11 protein-coding genes are annotated in these 16,867 nt (G+C 60.0%); 4 read left to right on the top strand and 7 right to left on the bottom strand.

Features of this window, described 5'->3' with window-relative positions; translation table 11 throughout:
• Positions 1-285 precede the first annotated feature (285 nt).
• The 3 genes from ASC74_RS21120 to ASC74_RS21110 form a co-directional block, all read right to left on the bottom strand.
• Positions 286-1,938, bottom strand: a complete 1,653-nt coding sequence (locus tag ASC74_RS21120) for an ATP-binding protein (protein WP_056743753.1) — start codon at positions 1,936-1,938, stop codon at positions 286-288.
• Between the two features lie 14 nt (positions 1,939-1,952).
• Positions 1,953-3,455 carry an ATPase domain-containing protein gene (locus tag ASC74_RS21115; RefSeq protein ID WP_056743745.1) on the bottom strand — a complete coding sequence of 501 codons (1,503 nt, stop codon included), beginning with the start codon at positions 3,453-3,455 and terminating at the stop codon, positions 1,953-1,955.
• A 116-nt stretch (positions 3,456-3,571) separates the two neighbouring features.
• On the bottom strand, positions 3,572-4,627 hold the full coding sequence (locus ASC74_RS21110) for a HEAT repeat domain-containing protein (protein WP_056743743.1): 1,056 nt from the start codon (positions 4,625-4,627) through the stop codon (positions 3,572-3,574).
• 204 nt (positions 4,628-4,831) lie between these two features.
• Between ASC74_RS21110 and ASC74_RS21105 the strand changes: the two genes are divergently transcribed.
• Genes ASC74_RS21105 through ASC74_RS21095 form a run of 3 tightly spaced genes read left to right on the top strand, consistent with a single transcriptional unit; the run spans position 4,832 to position 8,139 of the window.
• Complete coding sequence (locus ASC74_RS21105) at positions 4,832-6,979, top strand: FUSC family protein (protein WP_056743742.1); 2,148 nt, start codon at positions 4,832-4,834, stop codon at positions 6,977-6,979.
• Positions 6,969-7,169: a DUF1656 domain-containing protein gene (locus ASC74_RS21100; protein ID WP_046048365.1), complete on the top strand. Its 201-nt coding sequence runs from the start codon at positions 6,969-6,971 to the stop codon at positions 7,167-7,169. Before ASC74_RS21105 ends, ASC74_RS21100 begins: the two co-directional genes overlap by 11 nt.
• A gap of 4 nt (positions 7,170-7,173) precedes the next feature.
• On the top strand, positions 7,174-8,139 hold the full coding sequence (locus ASC74_RS21095) for an HlyD family efflux transporter periplasmic adaptor subunit (RefSeq protein WP_056743740.1): 966 nt from the start codon (positions 7,174-7,176) through the stop codon (positions 8,137-8,139).
• A 227-nt stretch (positions 8,140-8,366) separates the two neighbouring features.
• On the opposite strand, the gene ASC74_RS21090 is transcribed toward ASC74_RS21095, so the two are convergent.
• From ASC74_RS21090 to ASC74_RS21075, 4 genes are all read right to left on the bottom strand, one after another.
• Positions 8,367-9,788, bottom strand: coding sequence for an efflux transporter outer membrane subunit (locus ASC74_RS21090; protein WP_056743738.1), 1,422 nt, complete (start codon positions 9,786-9,788; stop codon positions 8,367-8,369).
• A complete protein-coding gene (locus tag ASC74_RS21085; protein WP_056743736.1) occupies positions 9,785-12,967 on the bottom strand; it encodes an efflux RND transporter permease subunit in 3,183 nt (1,060 codons plus the stop codon). Before ASC74_RS21085 ends, ASC74_RS21090 begins: the two co-directional genes overlap by 4 nt.
• Positions 12,968-12,979: 12 nt before the next feature.
• Positions 12,980-14,233 (bottom strand): multidrug efflux RND transporter periplasmic adaptor subunit MexE, encoded by a 1,254-nt coding sequence (gene mexE / locus ASC74_RS21080; RefSeq protein ID WP_033054979.1) that lies wholly within the window; start codon positions 14,231-14,233, stop codon positions 12,980-12,982.
• A gap of 311 nt (positions 14,234-14,544) precedes the next feature.
• On the bottom strand, positions 14,545-15,462 hold the full coding sequence (locus ASC74_RS21075) for a LysR family transcriptional regulator (protein ID WP_008156370.1): 918 nt from the start codon (positions 15,460-15,462) through the stop codon (positions 14,545-14,547).
• A 268-nt stretch (positions 15,463-15,730) separates the two neighbouring features.
• Between ASC74_RS21075 and ASC74_RS21070 the strand changes: the two genes are divergently transcribed.
• Positions 15,731-16,753, top strand: coding sequence for a zinc-dependent alcohol dehydrogenase family protein (locus ASC74_RS21070; RefSeq protein ID WP_056743735.1), 1,023 nt, complete (start codon positions 15,731-15,733; stop codon positions 16,751-16,753).
• Positions 16,754-16,867: the final 114 nt, after the last annotated feature.

Here is a 16,867-nt window from a genome sequence, read left to right as displayed (position 1 = left end):
CCCGGCCATGGATGGCCGATGGCGGCGGGCCCACGGAGCAGGACCGGAGCGAGGGCATGCCGAGCCACAGCGAGGCACCGAACGAAAGGGGCAAGAGCGCTTGGTTACTTGGCGCTTTTCCAAGTGACTCGCTGTAAAAGCGAAACCGATAGCCGCCGTGACCGCAGAAACGGATATACACACAAAAAAACAGGTCGACCCTTGATCCACCGCCCCCTAGCTACGCATGTGTACCTGGAAACCCCGACCTTAAGTGAACAGCATTACGCTCCTGCAGGGGGCGCGTCAGATCCGGATCATCTCCCGCACCTTCGCCGTCAGCAGGTCGAAGGTGAACGGCTTGGTGATCATCTGCATGCCGGGGTCAAGGAACCCACCGCGCACCGCCGCGTGTTCGGCGTAGCCGGTGATGAACAACACCTTGAGGTCCGGCCGGTATTGCCGGCCGATTTCCGCCAGTTGCCGGCCATTCATGCCGGGCAATCCAACGTCGCTGATCAACAGATCGATGCGCTGCCCGGAATCTAGAATCGGCACCGCGCTGTCGGCATTGCCAGCCTCGACGAAGGCATAGCCCAGATCACTCAACACCGTACTGACCAACACCCGCACCGCCGGATCGTCCTCGACGATCAGTACCGTTTCGCCATTCTGTGCGAACGGAGCGTGCTGGATGTCCACCGGGCTGTCCTGAGGCAGGTCACCGCCGAATCGCGGGAGAAACAGACTCACCGTGGTGCCTTCTCCCACTTCACTGTGAATGGAGACGTGGCCGCGCGATTGTTTGCTGAAACCATAAATCATCGACAATCCAAGGCCTGTGCCCTGGCCGATGGGCTTGGTGGTAAAGAACGGATCAAAGGCCCGGTTGATGGTGCTTTGCGGCATGCCACACCCGGTGTCCGTGACACTCAGCACCACGTAATCACCCGGTTGAAGGTTGCTCTGCGTTTCGGTGAAGCCAATGTCCAGATACCGATTGCTGGTTTTCACCACCAGTTTGCCGCCATCGGGCATCGCATCCCGAGCATTGATCACCAGATTGAGCAGGGCGCTTTCCAGTTGATTGGGATCGGCCTCGGCCACCCAGAGTTGCTCGTTCAGCTGCATGTCCAGCTGAATGGTTTCGTTGATGCTGCGCTGAAGCAACTCGCCCATGGAGACCACCAGGGTGTTCATCTCCACGGGTTTGGAGTCCAGCGACTGACGCCGGGAGAACGCCAGCAGACGGTGGGTCAGGCCTGCCGCGCGGTTGGCTGAGGTCACGCCCAGGTCGATAAGACTGTCCAGATCGTCGGTGCGCCCACGGGCCAGACGTCGGCGCAGCAGCTCCAGGCTGCCGATGATGCCGGTCAGCATGTTGTTGAAGTCGTGGGCAATGCCGCCGGTGAGCTGGCCGACCGCTTCCATCTTCTGCGATTGGCGCAGGGCTTCTTCATTGTGTCGCAGCTGGGCGGTGCGTTCCTCGACCTGCTGTTCGAGGGTTTCGAGGGTGTTTTGCAACCGCAGTTCGCTTTGACTCAGATCGATCAGCCGGTCCCTGGCTTCGTACTGTCGTCGACGTCCGCGCAACGCGGTGGTCACCAGACTGATCAACGTAACCGGGTGAAAAGGGCGCTCAAGAAAGGTCACGTTCCCCAACTGTGGGCCGTAGCGCGACGCCGGGTTTTGTTCGGGGCCGCCATGGTAGGTCATCAATACAATCGGGAGATCCGACCAGGCCGGTTGTTGCTCGATCAGGCCGAGCAGCGGTTCAAGATCACCGCCCAACAAGGCCTCGGAAGAGATCAACAGCAATCCTGCCCCTTGCTCAAGCTCGCGGCATAACGCCACCAGGTCCCGAGTAATTACCCCGTCGTAACCGGCTTCATTGAGCATCATCAGCGCAATCTGGCTGTCGCGACCCAGCGGCGCGAGAATGATCGCGCGCTCGGACATCGCTTCCTGGGCAATCACGGGTTTCCTTCCTCAAGCAAGGGTTTGCTGGCACCCAGATAGGTCGGGACACCGCGCAATACCCCCTGAAAGGCATCCAGCGGTTCACCAATGGTCATGCCCTGAGCGCTGATGCGGTACTCACGAATGGTCGATTCATGGCTGCCCGTGCGTTTCTTGATGATCGAGATCGCCCGGCGAACCTTGCCCAGTGCTTCGAAGTAGCGCAGCAGGATGACCGTGTCGGCCAGATAGGTGATGTCCACGGGGGCTTGCATGTCACCGACCAGCCCATGCTGGGCGACGGTCATGAAGGTCGCGGCACCTTGGCGATTGAGGTACAGCAGCAACTCGTGCATGTGCAGTACCAAGGCGTTTTCCTCGGGCATCGCCGCCTGATAACCGTTGATGCTGTCGATCACCACGGTCTTGATGTTTCGCTCATCGACGCAGCGACGAACCCGATAGGAAAACTCTCCGGGGGACAACTCGGCCGCGTCCACTTGCTCGATCAGCAGGTTGCCGGTGTCTTGCAGCGCCTGGAGGTCTATGCCGATGTTCTTCATGCGCTCGAACAACAAACCGAGCTCTTCATCGAAAATAAACAGCGCGGCTTTTTCGCCACGGGCCACGGCGGCAGCGGCGAAGATCATCGAGATCAGCGATTTGCCGGTACCGGCCGGGCCGAGGATCAACGTGCTGGACCCGGTCTCGATCCCGCCACCGAGCAAGGCATCCATTTCCTTGATGCCGCTGGTCAACTGCTGGCGGATGTAGCGACCGCGATGTTCGGCGGCCACCAGGCGCGGAAAAACATGCACGCCGTCGCCCATGATCGTGAAGTCGTGAAACCCGCCTCGGTACTTCTGGCCCCGGTACTTCACCACACGGATCCGCCGACGCTCGGCGCCATAATTGGGCGTCAGTTCCTCAAGGCGAATCACGCCGTGGGCCACACTGTGCACGGTTTTGTCGAGGGATTCGGTGGTCAGGTCGTCCAGCAACACCACCGTGGCGTCATAGCGCACGAAGTAATGTTTGATCGCGAGGATCTGGCGACGGTAGCGCAGTGAGCTTTGGGCCAGCAGGCGGATCTCGGAAAGACTGTCGAGCACCACGCGGGTCGGCTTGACCCGTTCGACCACTTCGAAAATCTGCTTGGTGGCTTCGCCCAGCTCAAGGTCCGAGGAATACAACAAGCTCTGCTGATGCTCGGCATTGAGCAGGCTTTCCGGGGGCGTCAGCTCGAAGATGTGGATGTTCTCATCCAGCTCCCAACCATGGGACAACGCACCCTGTCGCAACTCTCGCTCGGTTTCCGACAACGTGATGTACAACGAGCGCTCGCCGGCTCGGGCGCCGGCCAACAGGAAATGCAAAGCGACGGTGGTTTTGCCGGTACCGGGTTCACCCTCCAGTAAAAACACATGCCCGCGGGACAAACCACCGGCCAGGATGTCATCCAGACCTTCGATGCCGGTGGCGGCTTTTGCACTGATCAACTCGTTTGATGTAGACAAAAAATGCCCTCTCATGACTAGGGGAAGCGAGGCAGCAGGCCGTAAGTGCCTGAATGGACTGCCTGTTCTCTTGACCCTTGGCCGAGACGACGAGTTCAACGAAATTTTTGCTGTTGTTAAAGCCCTTGCTGCAAGGCCGGGTCGTCGGGATTGAGTTGTTCAAGTTGCGCCAGCAGAATCTGCACGTTCTGAAGCTGGCCGCTTTCTTTCCAGTAATTGATCAACAATACCCGGGCTTTCCGGTCGGCCGGGTGGCGCTGAACGATCTCCTGCAACTGTTTCTGCGCCGCTTCCAGCTCCTGTTCATCGTGAAGCGTGGTGGCCAGGTCGTAGCGGTAATCCTTGTTGTCCGGTTCCAGTTCCACGGCTTTGGAAAGGCCGAGCAGGGCGAATTCACTTTGCCCGTGATGCAACAGCCAGAGTCCCAGGGCATGTTGCAGGTAGGCTGAATCGGGCTGAGCCTTCAGCTGCTTGGCCAACAGTTGCCGGGCAGCATCGTTTTGGCCCAGGCGATCCAGCACGTCGATTTGCATCACCAGCGCGGGCAGGTTGCCGGGCGCAAGACGCAAGGTGTTCTGCAGTGCCTGCTGCGCCTCTTTCAATTCGGCATTGTGCAGATGCAGCCGAGCCAGTTGATATTGGTTGTCGGCGCTTTCCGGCTGACTCTTCAGGTCCTGTTCCCAGGCATCGATGGCTTGCTCCAGCGGCCCGAAGTACAAGCCGAGATCGTCCGGCGACAGCCCCAGCAAGGCGTTCACGGCGGCATAGCGGACACGCTGTTCGCTGTCATCGAGTAACGGGCCCAGCAGCAGGCTGCGCTGACCGCTGGGCACCAGACCGCTGATGCTTTTGATCGCCGCAATGCGCACGTCCGGCGATTCATGCTGCAAGTCCGCATCCGCCAGTTTCAAGGCCACGGAGCTGGGGTAGTTGGGCAGTTCGGCATGTAACCAGACGCGGCGTTTGGGCGATATGTCGGGGCGGCCCAGTTGCTGGTAGAGGACCCGCGCGGCGCCCGGTTGGCCCGCGCGCGCCTGATTCAGCGCCTCGGTGTAGCCACGCTTGATCGCCTCCGGCACGGCGGGGGTTGTGCTGCGCAGGGAAAACCAGGCAAGGCCGATGGCAAACAGGACGCAGAGGCTGATGATCAGATAGCGGCGGGACTGGGGCATGCAGGAATCCGGGAGCTGGCAAGCTGTTGCAAAGGTGCCAGCTTCGGTCAGGCAAGGCTGTGAGTCAAACCCAGACTCAGTTCATTACGTAAGTCAGTCGATTCAAGGCAGTCTGGCTTTTCAATGATTTTGCCTACAGGTTGCGTCGACATTGAAACCCGTCGAGGCGCGTTGGCAGTGACTACGCTTGCTGGAGATGACTCGATGAGCGCTCCCATGCAACCGCTGCTTCAGTACTTCAAAGCGATACTCAACCCCGGGCCCGGCGTGGCGTTGTTCGCCCTGCGGACCATCGCGGCCGGGCTGCTGACGTTGTATCTGGCGTTCCTGTTCGACCTTGAGCAGCCCAAGTGGTCGATCATGGCGGTGGTCATCGTCAGCCAGCCATTGGGCGGCATGGCCTTGGCCCGGAGTTTCGGCCAGGTCATCGGCACCACGCTCGGGGCGGTCGTGGCGGTGGTGATCATGGCGATCTTTCCCCAGGCGCCCCTGCCTTTCATCCTCACCCTGGCCTTGTGGCTGGCGCTGTGTACCGCCGGCGGCACCTTGTTGCGCTACACCAGTTCCCAGGCGTTTGTGTTGAGCGGGTACACGGCGGTGGTCGTGGCACTGCTGGCGGTACCCGATCAGGACGGTACGTTCCTTCTCGCCGTCACCCGCGTGACCGAGACGCTATTGGCGGTGGCTTGCGTGTGCGTGGTCAGCCTGCTCACTGCGCGGCCGGAAGCGGTGGCCCGGGATTACTTCGCCAAGATCGATCAGGTCATCAAGCTGCTCGCGACCCACGCTGCTGCCGTCATTCGAACCGAGGAAAGCGAGGCCGATTTCCATCGGAGGCAGATGCAACTACTCGGCGCGATCAGCGCCCTGGAGGGGGTACGTCGGCATTTGTATTTCGATGCGCCCCGGTTGCGCAGCGCCAATGAGTTGGTGCAGTTGCTGGGTAATCAGCTGGTGTTGTTGACGTCGCGGCTGACGGCTTTGCGTCACCAGCGGGAGCTGCTTGCCGAGCGCTGGAAAGGTGCCTTGCCGGAGGAGATACAGCGATTACGCGCCGAAGAGCTGGTCTTTCTCGATGAATTGGCCCTGCAAGGTCGCTCGTTATCGACCGAAGCGCGGCACCATTTTACGGCGCTGCAACAGCGTTTTGATGATCAGGCCTACAAGGCCGAACAACTCACCGAGACGATGCCAGCCACCTTGCGTTCACTGGCCTGGGCACTGCGCTGGGAACAGGCGCGGATGCTGGAGCAGCTCGGTCAGATTCTCGAACTGAGCGACGCAATCCAGGACGGGCGTGCGGCCAGCAGCATGTTTCGCGGCCAGGACAATCCGCTGCACCTGGACTTCACGCTGGCGGCGATGAACGCGATCCGCGCATTTACCGCGTTGCTGGTGGCCGGCCTGATCTGGATCGAGACCGGTTGGGACGGGGCGCGCGGCGGGATGATCGTGGCGGGAATTCTCTGTTCGCTGATGGCGACTTTTCCCCGGCCGTTGCTGGCCAGCCAAAGCTTTGCCAGAGGGCTGGGTCTGGCCTTGGGGGTATCAGCGCTGTATCTGTTCCTGCTGATACCGATGATCAGTGACTTCGAGTTACTCGCCTTGTTGTTAACCCCATTGCTGTATGCCGTCGCGGTGGGGTTGTCCAGTCCGCCAACCACGGGCACAGGCATTGGTCTTGGACTAACGACAATGCTGTTGTTGGGCCCGCAAAACACAGAAATCGGCCAAAACAGTGCCATTCAGTGGTTCGAGTTTGCCGGTTCTTATATCTGCGCAGCCGCGCTGGCGCTCAGTGTCTATGCCTTGATCTTCCCGTTCAGGCCCGTTTTGCGAATACGCCGGCTGTTCAATGAAAACTGTGAGCAGGTCTACGCTTTGCTGAAGACGCCGGCCACCGATGAGCAGCAATTTGCGTTTGAAAGCCGCATGGTCGATCGCCTGACCATGATGTTGGGACTGTTGCCGGCCACCAACGACAAGCAATCCAGCGAGCTGTTCGAAGTCAGCCTCGGGTGCATGGCACTGGGTGTGGCGTTGAACCAGCTCAGACAACAGGGGCGAAGCAACACGTTGCTCAGTACTGAACAGCAAAATCGTTTGCTCGCTGCTGTCCGTGAGACCGGACGATTGATCGCCGGGCGGCCCGGGATTGACCTTGAACAGCTGCTCGGAAATCTGCGTGTCTTGGGCGACGAAATGGACGACCTCCATTTAGACGTTCATGAACACCTGTGGTCGGTCTTCAGGATGCGCGTGGCGTTGTTGATCGTGGTGTCGTTTCTGGAGCGACATCGCAAATACTTTCAACCCGCAGAAACGGAAGGAGTGCCGACCCTTGCCCATTGATTTTGAGTTGGGTGGCGTCTACTTGCCGCCGATTGCCCAGGCGTTACTGCTGGCGCTACCGATTTACCTGGTGCTGGACTGGATCTTGCGCCGCATTGGCGTGTTGCGGTTCGTCTGGCATGAAGCCTTGTTCGAAGGCGCGTTGTACGCCTGCGTTTGCGCAACGCTGATTCTGGTCATGGGAGCTTGATGCTTTGAAGAAGATCCTTGCCCGACTTGCGACGGTGGCGGTGGTGTTGCTGGCCTTTGTTCTCGGCTGGTTTGCCTGGGAACATTACACCCGCGCGCCCTGGACACGAGATGCACGGGTGCGTGCCGATGTGGTGACCTTGTCCGCCGATGTCTCGGGGCGCATCGTTGGCCTGGGCGTGCAGGACAACCAGCATGTGGAGAAAGGCCAGTTGCTGCTGGAAATCGATCCGGCGCGCTATGTCCTGGCGGTTGAGCATGCCAAGCGTTCGGTGGAAGTGGCAAAAGCCACCCTTGGCCAGTCCGAGGCAACGATTGTCGCCAGTGAAGCGTTGCTCCGCCAGCGTCAGAGTGAAGAGCGCCGACGTCGCACGCTCAAGCAGCGGTTTGCGATTTCTGGCGAAGAATGGGAGAAATCCAGCACGGAAGTGGCGGTGGCGCAGGCCGAGTTATTGCGCAACCAAGCCAACCTCGGTTTGGCCCAGGCCAACGTGCAATTGGCCATTGCCGCATTGACCCAGGCCGAACTGGACTTGCAGCGCACGCGGGTCGAAGCGCCCGTCACTGGGTACGTCACCAACCTGCTGACCCGTCAGGGTGACTATGCCGCGGCCGGTGGCGCGCTGTTGGCGCTGGTGGACAGCGATTCGTTTTATGTCAGTGGCTATTTTGAAGAAACCAAACTGCCGCGAATCGAGGAGGGCGACCGGGTCAGGATCGAATTGATGAGCGGCGAAACCTTCGGTGGCACTGTACAAAGCATTGCCTTCGCCATTTCCGACCGGGAGAACCTGCCCGGCGGTCGCCTGCTGGCCAACATCAACCCCAGTTACACTTGGGTCAAACTGGCGCAGCGGGTGCCGGTGCGGATACAGATCGACGCCGATTACGCGGCCAAAAACCGACTGCGTGCCGGGACCACGGCCACCGTCACAGTCCTGGAAAACCGCAATACCCAAGAACACCGCTAACCCCCTGTGGGAGCGGCGGTGCGGCGATCCGACTTGCTCGCGAATGCGGTGTGTCTGCCGCAGAATATCCATTGGATGTACCGGCCTCTTCGCGAGCAAGCCCGCTCCCACAGGTTCTGTAATTGCTTCCAGCACGGTGCGCAGGCAAAAAAAAGCCCCGCGACCGAATGAGGCGCAGGGCAAAGGAATTGGCTGGTTGCGACCAACCAAAGGAGCTCGTTAAAACTTTACTTGCTGGCGACCGTCTCTGGTTGCCAGCCACCGCCCAGGGCTTTGTAAATCGCGACAATCCCGCGATACAGTTCGACCTCGGCCTGGGCCTGAGTGTCCTCAGCCGCCAGACGCTCACGCTGGGCGTCGAGCAGGACGAGGAAGTCCGCCGTGCCTTCGCGGTAGCGAATTTCGGCCAGGTCGGCCGCGGCGCGGCTGGATTCGCTCTGACGAATCAGCGAGATCAAGCGCTGTTGACGTTTGCCGTAGTCGCTAAAGGCGTTTTCCGATTCTTCCAACGCCAGCAGCACTTGCTGCTCGTAGGTCGCCAGGGCGCCTTCGGCATCAGCATCGGCACCACGTAGACGGGCGCGCACGCTGCCAAGGTCGAACGCGGCCCAGGTAATGCTTGGGCCCAGTGCCCAGGCGTTAGCCGCCGAGGAACCGATTTGCGAACCACGTCCGGCGGTGAAGCCAAGGAAACCGCTGAGGCTGACCCGTGGGAACAAATCAGCCTTGGCCACGCCGATACGGGCGGTGGCGGAGGCCAGTTTGCGCTCGGCGCTGAGAATGTCCGGGCGACGTTGCAGCAGTTCACCCGGATCACCGATCGGCAGGGCCTTGGCGATCGCCGGCAAGTCTTTGGGACTCAGGTCGACGGTCAGCTTGTCCGGCCGCTCACCCAACAGAGTGGCGATGCGGTTTTTCTCCCGAACCTGTTCAGCCTGCAATTGCGGCACGCTGGCTTCGACGGACGCCAGGCGTGCATCGGCGCGGACCACATCGAGCTGATCGCCGACGCCGGCATCACGCAGGCTGACGGTGATCTTGCTCGATTCCTGCTGGTTGTTCAGGTTGGCCAGGGCGATCTTTTCCCGCAGCTGCGCACCACGCAGTTGACCGTAGGCGTCCACCAGTTCGGCAATCATCGAGACTTGCAGTTGGTACAGGTCGGCTTCGAGCGCTTGCTGTTCGGCGTCGGCAGATTCCAGGTTGCGCTGGATACGGCCAAACAGGTCGATCTCCCACGCCATGTCCAGGCCCAGGTCGTAGCGTTCGCTATTGACCCGTTTGGTGGTCTGGCCCGGAATCTGACCTTTGGCCAGGTCACTGCTGGCGCGGCTGGTGATGGTTGGCATGGCGTCATTGCTGACGTCATCGCGAATTGCCCGCGCCGCTTTCCAGCGAGCGAAGGCTACGCGCAAATCACGGTTGCCTTGCAGCGATTGAGTCACCAACTGGTTGAGGGTCGGATCTTCGAACTGCTGCCACCAGATGCCTTCGAAGCGCGAGCGGTCGAAGTTCTTCTGACCGGCGCTGCCATCGGTGGCGGTCGTGATGTTGGCCGGCTCAGTGGCTGGGGTCTTGTAGTCCGGGCCGACGGCACAGGCACTCAGGGCCAGTACCAGAAGACTCGGCAGGAAGGCTTTCAGGCTCATTGTTGCGCCTCCAGTTTCAGGGCCTTGGCCGCTTTGCGCTTTTCACCGCGCTCCACAAAGTTACGAATCAACACGTAAAACACTGGCGTCAGCAACAGACCGAAGAAGGTCACCCCGAGCATCCCGGAGAACACCGCCACGCCCATGGCATGACGCATTTCGGCACCGGCACCGCTGGAGAACACCAGAGGCACAACACCCATGATGAACGCGAAGGAAGTCATCAGGATCGGCCGCAGACGCAGACGGCAAGCTTCCAGTACCGCGGCGAGCGGGCTGAGGCCTTCGTCCTGCTGTTTGTCCTTGGCAAACTCGACGATCAGGATCGCGTTCTTACAGGCAAGTCCCACCAGTACGATCAAGCCGATCTGAGTGAAGATGTTGTTGTCGCCTCCCGAAGCAATCACACCGGTGATGGCCGACAGCAGAGTCATCGGTACGATCAGGATCACCGCCAGTGGCAGGCTCCAGCTTTCGTATTGAGCCGCGAGTACCAGGAACGCCAGCAGTACGCAGAGCGGGAACACGAACAGCGCGGTGTTACCGGACAGAATCTGCTGGTAAGTCAGGTCGGTCCATTCGTAGGTCATGCCGTTCGGAAGTTCTTCCTTGAGCAGTTTCTCGATGGCTTTTTCGGCCTGGCCGGAGCTGTAGCCGGGGGCTGCTGCACCGTTGATTTCAGCGGTGATGAAGCCGTTGTAGTGCATCACGCGGTCCGGGCCCGAGGTGTCGCTGACCTTGATGAAGGTCGCCAGCGGGATCATCTCGCCTTTGTTGTTACGCACTTTCAGCTGACCGATCTGGTCCGGTTCGAGACGGAACTGCTGTTCAGCCTGAACGTTGACCTGGTAGGTACGGCCGAAGCGGTTGAAGTCGTTGGCATACAGCGAACCCAGGTAGATCTGCAGGGTGTCGAAGATGTCGCTGACGGCCACGCCGTGGGTCTTGGCTTTTTCCCGGTCGATAGCCGCATCGACTTGCGGCACGTTCACGGTGTAGCTAGTGAACAGAGCGGCCAGTTCCGGCACGTTATGGCTCTTGGTGATGATGTTCATGGTTTCTTTGTACAGCTCGTCGTAGCCCAGGTTGCCCCGGTCTTCGATCTGCAGGCGGAAACCACCGATGGTGCCCAGGCCTTGTACCGGCGGCGGCGGGAAGATCGCCATGTAGGCTTCCTGAATCCCGGCGTACTGGCCGTTCAACGCACCGGCAATCGCACCGGCGGACATGCTCGGGTCTTTACGCTGGTCGAACGGTTTCAGGGTCACAAACACGATGCCGGCGTTAGGGCTGTTGGTGAAACCGTTGATCGACAGGCCCGGGAAGGCCACCGCACTTTCCACGCCTGGCTGTTTCAGGGCGAGGTCGGACATACGTTTGATCACGTCTTCGGTACGATCCAGGCTCGAGGCGTCCGGCAGTTGCGCGAAGGCCACCAGGTATTGCTTGTCCTGGCCGGGTACGAAACCGGTCGGAGTGCTGGAGAAACCGAAGAACGTCAACACCATCAGGCCTGCGTACAACAGCAGGGCAATGCCGCTGCTGCGGATAACCCGGCCTACAGTGCCGACATAACCATGGCTGGCCTTGTCAAAGAAACGGTTGAACGGACGGAACAGCCAGCCACCAAAGATCTTGTCGAGGACCTTGGAGAAACGGTCCTTCGGTGCGTCATGGCTTTTGAGCAACACCGCAGCCAGCGCAGGCGACAGCGTCAGCGAGTTGAACGCCGAGATCACGGTCGAGATCGCAATGGTCAGGGCGAATTGTTTATAGAACTGCCCGGTCAAGCCGGAGATGAACGCCGCCGGGATAAACACCGCACACAGCACCAGCGCCGTCGCGATGATCGGACCGGTCACTTCACGCATGGCCCGTTTGGTTGCTTCGACCGGCGTCAATCCGAGTCCAATGTTTCGCTCGACGTTTTCCACCACCACGATGGCGTCGTCCACCACGATACCGATGGCCAGTACCAATCCGAACAATGACAGGGCGTTCAGCGAGAAGCCGAACAGGTGCATCACCGCAAACGTACCGATCAGCGAAACCGGCACCGCCACCAACGGAATGATCGAGGCGCGCCAGGTTTGCAGGAACAGGATCACCACCAGAACAACGAGGATCAGTGCTTCGAAGAGGGTGTGAACCACCGCCTCGATGGAGCCGCGCACGAAGATCGTCGGGTCATAGACGATGCTGAAGTCCATGCCTTCCGGGAAGCTCTTTTTCAGCTCCGCCATCTTGTCGCGCACTTCGTTGGAGATTTCGATCGCGTTGGAACCAGGGCGCTGGAAGATGGGGATCGCCACCGCCGGCTGGTTGTTCAGCAGCGAACGCAAGGCGTATTGGCTGGAACCCAACTCAATCCGAGCGATGTCTTTCAGGCGAGTGATTTCACCGTTTTCGCCGGAGCGAACGATGATGTTCTCGAACTCTTCTTCAGAAACCAGACGACCTTGCGTGTTGACCGAGAGCTGGAAGGCTGTGGCATTCGGCGCAGGCGGAGCACCCAACGCACCGGCAGCCACCTGACGGTTCTGTTCACGAATTGCGGTCACGACGTCAGTAGCGGTCAGGTTGCGCGAAGCGGTCTTGTTCGGATCGAGCCAGACACGCAGCGAGTAATCGCCCATGCCGAACAGTTGCACGTCACCGACACCGCCCAGACGCGCCAGCTCATCCTTGATGTTGAGCAAGGCGTAGTTGGACAGGTAGAGCATGTCGTAGCGTTTGTCCGGCGAGGTCAAGTGCACAACCATGGTCAGGTCGGGCGAAGCCTTGTCCACGGTGATACCGATGCGCGTCACTTCTTCTGGAAGTTTCGGCTCGGTCCGGGTCACACGGTTCTGCACCTGCACCTGTGCGTTGTCCAGGTCAGTGCCCAGCGCAAAGGTAATGGTCAGGGTGATCTTGCCGTCAGCGGTGGACTGCGAGGACATGTACAGCATGTTCTCGACGCCGGTGATGGCTTGCTCCAGTGGAGCAGCCACGGTTTCACCGATGACTTTTGGGTTGGCACCCGGGAAGTTGGCGCGGACCACAACGGTCGGCGGAACCACTTCCGGGTATTCACTGATCGGCAACTGGAACAGCGAGATGGCGCCGGCGATCAGGATCAGCAGCGACAGTACCGCTGCAAAGATCGGCCGTGAAATGAAGAATTGGGAAAAATTCATCGTAGTGATCCCTTAACCGCGTGGTGTCGCAGCAGCCAGTTTCACAACCGAACCCGGCGCGACCTTGGCAGGTGCGACTTGGGGCAGGTTGCTGGCTTCCAGCGCTTGTCGTTGTTGTGCGAGTGCCGCGAGGGTTTGTTCACTGGCCATCGGGATCACTTCTGGCGTGACCGGCGAACCAGGGCGAACCCGTTGCAGACCCTTGACGATGACGGTGTCGTCCTTGCTCAGGCCGCTGCGCACGATGCGCAAACCTTCGATCTTCGGACCGAGCTCGACCGAGCGGTAAACCGTTTTGTTGTCGGCATCCATCACCAGCACGAACTTTTTACCCAGATCGGTACCGACCGCTTCGTCGTTGATCAGCACGGCGGAGTAGGTGCCGCTGCCGACCAGTTTCAAGCGTGCATACAGGCCTGGGGTGTAGGCGCCGTCGCTGTTGTCGAACACGGCACGACCGCGGATGGTGCCGGTTTTCGGGTTGACCTGGTTGTCGACGAAGTTCATCACGCCCTGGTGCGGGTTGCCGTCTTCGTTGGAGAGGCCGAGGTAAACCGGCGTGGTAGCACCGCGTTTGCCCTGGCGAGCGAGCTGGGTGTATTTGAGGAACACACGCTCGTCAGCGTCGAAGTAGGCGTAGACCTTGTCGGTGGACACCACACTGGTCAGCGCGGTGGTATCGGCGGTCACCAGGTTGCCGGCGGTGATCTCCGCACGGCTGACGCGACCACTGATCGGCGCGGTGACACGGGTGAAGCTCAGGTTCAGTTTGGCCAGGTCCAGTTGTGCCTGGAGGGCTCCGACGGCGGCGCGGGCTTCTTGAGCCGCGCTGGTGCGCGAGTCGGCCAGCTCGGCGGAGATCGCGTTGCTGGTGCGCAGACGTTCGCCGCGCTGGGATTCGTTTTCGCTGCGGGTGGCGTTGGCGCGGGATTGGGCAACCAGGGCTTCAAGGCGGCGAACCTCGGCCTGGAATGGACGCGGGTCGATCTGGAACAACAGATCGCCTTTCTTGACCAAAGCGCCTTCAGTGAAGGCCACTTCATCGATCTGGCCAGAGACCCGTGGACGAATTTCTACGGTTTCCGGCGCTTCGAGACGCCCGGTGAATTCGTCCCATTCATTGACCGGTTGTTCCAGTACCTTGGCCACGCTGACCTTGGCTGCGGGCATAGTGGCGGCCGTGTCCGGAGTCTTGCCGCAGGCGCTCATCACCAGTACGGCCAACAGGGCCAACGGGAAGCGTAAATGTTTGAGTGATTGTTCCATGGATGCATCCGCCAATGTATTGAGAATGGACGGATGATGCTCGGCGAGGTTGTATCGCACGAATCGAATGAGGCAAAGGTAACTATCATTCGGAATGATATAAGTCCGATGCAAGCTCTCTAGCGTGCACCTTTCGTTAGGCGGCTATCAATTAGATTGATGACAATTCAGTGTTGCGGAGAATGCAAAGGTTCAGATTGAGACCGCGTTGCGGCCTATCGCGAGCAAGCTCGCTCCCACAGGGTAATGCATTCCAATGTGGGAGCGAGCTTGCTCGCGATAGGGCCAGAAGCCCGCATGCTAAATCAGGATCAAGCAAGACTGTCCGGATCACCAAAGAACATCTGAATCCGCGACCTTAACCAACGCTCGCCCGGATCATTATCCTGCGACCCACGCCAGGCCATGTGCAATTCAAAACTGCGCACCGGCAACGGCGGGTCTTCAGCCCGCACACCACCGGCCGCCGTCAACGCTTCAGCCGTGTAATCGGGCACGGTCGCGACGATATCGGTCCCGCTGATGAGCGTGCTGAGTCCGTTGAACTGCGGCACCGCGAGCACCACATGTCGTTTGCGCCCCAGTTTCTCCAGCTCTTCATCTATAAAGCCGCTCAGGTCACCGGCGAACGACACCAGCGCATGAGGCCGTGCACAGAAATCATCCAGGCTCAATGGCCCCGGCACCGTGTCGGCCCGCAACAGCTTCGGCATGCTGCGGCGCAGCACCTTGCGCTTGGCGTTGGCCGGCAGGTCGGCGGTGTAGCTGACGCCGATGGAAATCTCGCCCGAGGCCAGCAGGCTCGGCATCAGGATGTAGTTGGCCCGACGCACCACCAGCACGATCCCCGGAGATTCGGCGCGCAGGCGTTTGAGCAGCATCGGCAGCAACGCGAACTCGACATCGTCCGACAGACCGATGCGAAACACTGCGGTGCTGGTGGCCGGGTCGAATTCCGCCGCACGACTGACCGCGGTGGAAATCGAATCCAGTGCAGGCGAGAGCAGGGCGAAGATTTCCACCGCCCGGGCGGACGGTTCCATGCTGCGGCCGGTACGCACGAACAACGGATCATCGAACAGCCCGCGCAGGCGCGAGAGGGCCGCACTGATGGCCGGCTGGCCGAGGAACAATTTCTCCGCAGCGCGGGTCACGCTGCGTTCGTGCATCAATGTTTCGAAAACGATCAACAGGTTCAGGTCGACACGACGCAGGTCATTACGATTCATCTGGAGTCCTGGCAGAGTCATCAAGCTTGACGAGAGCGGCCATATGAGAACAATGGCCGGCGTGAATATTAAGGGGAAAGGCTGCTACTCTGCACCGAGTAATTCAGTTTTCCTGAAAAGGATGCTTCGGTTTTCACGGCATTTGACGATGTCACCGGCGCTGCGGAATCAATGACAGGCATGTCGACTATTAATAGCCACTGATAGTCTTGGGTAGAAAGCCCAGATAGAGTTCAGGGCATTAGAGGTTTCTTTGACGAGGTTTGCGATGTCCCGCACGATCCGTTTTCACAAGTTTGGTCCAGCCGAGGTGCTCAAATGCGAAGAGCATGCGGCCGCTCTCCCTGCGCCGGGCGAAGTGCAGGTGCGCGTCGAGGCGATTGGCATCAGCTGGTACGACATTCTCTGGCGCCAGAACCTGGCATCGTCCCACGCTCGTCTGCCTTCAGGCCTTGGCCATGAAATGTCCGGTGTCGTGACGGCGGTCGGCGAGGGCGTCGATGATCTGGCAGTCGGCGACAAGGTCGCCAGCTTCCCGGCTGAAAGCCCCAACGATTATCCGGTCTACGGCGAACAGATCGTTCTGCCGCGCTCGGCACTTACCCGTTACCCGGACGTGCTCAGCCCGATCGAAGCCAGCGTGCATTACACGCCGCTGCTGATCGCTTACTTCGCTTATGTCGATCTGGCACGGGTCAAACCCGGTCAATTCGCCCTGGTGACCGACGCCAGTCACTGCGCCGGTCCGTCCTTTGTACAACTGGGCAAGGCGCTGGGTATCCGGGTCATTGCCGCGACCAAGACTGCGGAAGAACGTGAGAATCTGCTGTCCCTGGGTGCCGAGAAAGTCATCGTCACCGAAGAACAGGATCTGCTGATGCAGATCAACAAGATCACCGACAACCGTGGCGTGGACGTTGTGTTCGACGGTCTCGGCGGTCCACAGATGTCGTTGCTTGGCGATGTGCTTGCACCTCGCGGCAGCCTGGTGCTTTACGGCCTGCAAGGCGGCAACCAGACGCCGTTCCCGGCCTGCGCAGCGTTCCAGAAGAACATTCAGTTCTTTGTGCACTGCATCGGCAATTTCACCGGCAAGCCTGAACTGGGCATCATCCAGGACCAGGTCGCACTGCAACGCGCTTTGCGCGACATCAACCAGATGACCGCCGACCGTGTGCTGCTGCCGCTCAAGACTCGGGTCTTCCCGTTTGCCGAGTTTGTCGAAGCACACCGCTACATGGACGAATGCCCATGCCGCGAACGGGTCGCCCTCCAGGTTGAACCTGCATAAGCCCTTCAAATAAGCCCCTCTGCAAGAGTCCGTACCCACGGACTCTTCTGTTTTCAGCACCTGCCAAAATGAGACGTCCCATTGCCCCATCAATGGGTCAGTTCAGCAACTGAA

This window comes from Pseudomonas sp. Root329 (assembly GCF_001424925.1).
Taxonomy (GTDB): domain Bacteria; phylum Pseudomonadota; class Gammaproteobacteria; order Pseudomonadales; family Pseudomonadaceae; genus Aquipseudomonas; species Aquipseudomonas arabinosi.
Note: the sequence above shows the minus strand (reverse complement) of the source record. Positions and strands in the feature narration are given on the sequence as shown.